This is a genomic window from Clostridium sp. K13, from assembly GCF_019734195.1.
Classification (GTDB): Bacteria; Bacillota; Clostridia; order Clostridiales; family Clostridiaceae; genus Clostridium.
Map to the genome: position 1 here is coordinate 1 of NZ_JAASHM010000076.1, position 3,095 is coordinate 3,095.

Annotated in this window: 3 protein-coding genes; 1 reads left to right on the plus strand and 2 read right to left on the minus strand. The window is 25.2% G+C overall.

All coding sequences use genetic code 11. The annotated features are described in order from the left end of the window. Window positions 1-460: 460 nt before the first annotated feature. Complete coding sequence (locus HCG76_RS18755; protein WP_221701783.1) at window positions 461-1,309, minus strand: Rpn family recombination-promoting nuclease/putative transposase; 849 nt, start codon at window positions 1,307-1,309, stop codon at window positions 461-463. 164 nt (window positions 1,310-1,473) lie between these two features. Between HCG76_RS18755 and HCG76_RS18760 the strand changes: the two genes are divergently transcribed. Beyond that, the gene (locus HCG76_RS18760; RefSeq protein WP_221701784.1) at window positions 1,474-2,025 is read left to right on the plus strand and encodes a DUF2726 domain-containing protein; all 552 of its coding nucleotides are present in this window, start codon (window positions 1,474-1,476) and stop codon (window positions 2,023-2,025) included. Window positions 2,026-2,135: 110 nt separating this feature from the next. On the opposite strand, the gene HCG76_RS18765 is transcribed toward HCG76_RS18760, so the two are convergent. Next, window positions 2,136-3,095 (minus strand): IS3 family transposase (locus tag HCG76_RS18765; protein ID WP_221701785.1); only part of this gene is annotated, 960 nt, incomplete at its 5' end.

Genomic DNA, 3,095 nt, shown 5'->3' on the forward strand with positions numbered 1-3,095 from the left:
ATAAAATTTTGAACAATTAAAAAGGAGTTGTATTCAGACTGAATTTATTAATTCAATCTGATACAGCTCCATTTTTTTAATCACTATTTTTTATATTATCAATTAAACTTGTAATTAATAATATAAGAGCACTTATAACTAACCAGATTGTGACTATTGATAATTCATGATGAATTATCAAAATAAATATTCCACTAATAATTAATATTATACTAAATATAATTGATTCTTTTATTGTAAATTTTGTGTCTTTTTTTCCTAATATTGATTCATTTATACCATTCTTAACTGCTAATTTTATTATAAAATATATAATAACAAGTAATTCAATACTATTTATAACTTTAATCTCGATCTCATCCCCTTTTACTAAATAATATAATAAATTATAATTTTATCTTAGTATCTATATTATTATATTTTTGATTAATTATGATTATATTTTATTAAAATGATCCCTCTATAATAATTTTTCTATCTCACTTTTTTCTAATCCTGTAATACTACTAATAGTATCTATATCAAGTCCAGCTTTCAAAGAATTTTTAGCTACTTCTATAGTACCCTCTTTTTTCCCAATTTTCTTTCCAATTTTTATTCCCTTTTCCTCAGCATTTTCAAGAGCACTTACTTTATCTAATAAAGCTGCCCTTCTATCTTCATATTTCATTCTTTCTTTATCATTTGCACTTAATCTTAGTAATTCACTTTTGGCTTCTCTAATTTCTTGTATAGTCATTTCAGCTTTTTCAAGTTTATTACTTATAGGATTTTCTATAAACTCCATCCAGGCATCAAATACATCTTTTATTTCTTCATTCTTAGGTAATTTAGGTAATTCTATAAAATGTATTTCCTGAAGATCTGTTAATTCCTCATTTGTATTAATTTCTTTTAATCTATATATTGAATGGGCTTCTTTTGTCTTTAAACACTTAAAATTCAATATATTTATACAAATTGTTTTTGCTAGTGTATCATACTTTTTCCCTTCTGTAAGTTGACTTTCAAACATTTTACTCCAATAATATAGGCTTCTCTTTACCATATTATGTTCATCTTTAATTTGAATTTCAATATTAATTAATTCATTTTTATTAGTTTTTGCCTTAATATCTAATCTACTAAATTTATCTTCTATAGATTCTTTATCTATATCATTATTCATTATTTGTACTGTTTCTATTAAATCTTTTGGCTTTATTACTGCATTTAAGAATGAAATTAATATTCTTGGATTATTTTCATTACCAAAAATTCTTTTAAATACAAAATCTATTTTGGGACTTAATATTTCTAATTTAGTCACGCTAAATCAACTCCTTATAAATATTAATAACTTATCTATATTATACTATGTTGCTCATATAAAGTAACTTTAATTTATTAGAATTTTTCAAGCTTTATCCTTAAAGCTTGAAAAAATTTTTAATAAATATTAATATTAATGATATTGATACTGGGAGGTCACATATGGAATTTTTAATTGTTTGTATTATAATAAGTTATTTGCTATATAAAAATAACTCTTTAAAAAAATCTTTATCAAACTTAACTCAAAAAATTAATAAGCTCACTATTGAGAAAAATAATAATGTAAGTTCAAATCAAAATTCAACTTTAAATCAAAGCTACAAATCTACTGAGGAAAGAATTGAGAGTATAAAGAAAAGTACATATTACTATAAAGAAAAAGATTTTTGGGATAGCTCTTTAGAAAAAAAAGTATATTTTTATATTAATGATTTCATAAAAAATAAATCTGCTAAAGTTGAAATATTACCTCATGTTTCATTAAGAGAACTTTTTAAACCTACTAATGATTTTAAAAACCAAAATTTAAAACAACTTTCTTCTTATCATATAGATATATTATTATTATCTGAAAAGTCTTTTGTTCCTTTAGTTGCAATTGAAATAGATGGATCACATCATGAATTAAATGATAGTAAAAAAATAAGAGATGCTTTTAAAAATTCATTACTCGAAAGAAATGCGGAATTTGTCAAGATAGTTGTCGCATAAGTTTAATTTTTTTATTTAGCGGCGACTATTTTTATTTAATTACATTTTATCAATAAATTTACACTTAAATTTTAAACTATGCTACCAAAATCATTATACATAATTTTACATTAGACTATTCTGAATTTACCTTTAATCTCAACAGTAGGATTTAATGCTACAGTTTCAGGTATAGTCCAATTTCTTATTCCTTTATTAAATCTAGTCGGATTAAGTGCTCTAGCAGTTTCATAAACTTTTATTCGATTATTCATAATTGACTCTGTTTCTCCATTATGTCGGCTATTTGGAGTCATAAATTTTATACCACTGTGATAATGTTCATTATTATACCAATTAACAAAATTAGATACCCATTCTCTAGCAGCATCTATCGATGCAAAGCCGTCCTTTGGATATCCTGGCCTATATTTCATAGTTTTAAAATGAGCCTCTGAATATGGATTATCATTACTTACTCGTGGCCTTGAATATGAAGATATCACACCTAGTACTTCTAATTTAGCTTTTAATGTATATGACTTCATAGGTGCTCCATTATCAGAATGAAGGACTAATGGATTTTTATTATTCTTTATTTTAACTTTTTCCGATAGCATAGCTCTTTCTACTAACTCTGATGCGAGTTCACCATTTTCTTCAGCCCAAACTTCCCAGCCAACTATTTTTCTGCTGAAAATATCAATGATTGTATATAGTTTATAATAAATTCCTCTAGTATATGTATTTAACCATGTTATATCCCATGTCCAAACCTGATTTGGACCATCTGCAATAAATGTAGTCGGTAATTTTATTCTTTCAGGTGGCTTTGTATGCACTCTATGATGTTGCATATTTTCTGCCCTAAGTATTCTATAAAATGTTGATTCAGATGCAATGTAAATACCCTTATCAGCTAGTTTTGGAACTATTTGCGATGGGGGTAAATCAGCGAACTCTGATCTATTTACAGTATTTAGGACACTTTGATATTCCTCTCTAGAAAGCTTGTTTTTAGGTTCAGGTCTTATACAAGTTTTTCTCTTATCTTCTTCTATAGAATCCTGTTTACACCATCTTTCAAAAGT

Coding starts and splice junctions, on each gene's coding strand:
- HCG76_RS18760 (WP_221701784.1), top strand. CDS start 1,474: ATGGAATTTTTAATTGTTTGTATTATAATAAGTTATTTGCTATATAAA.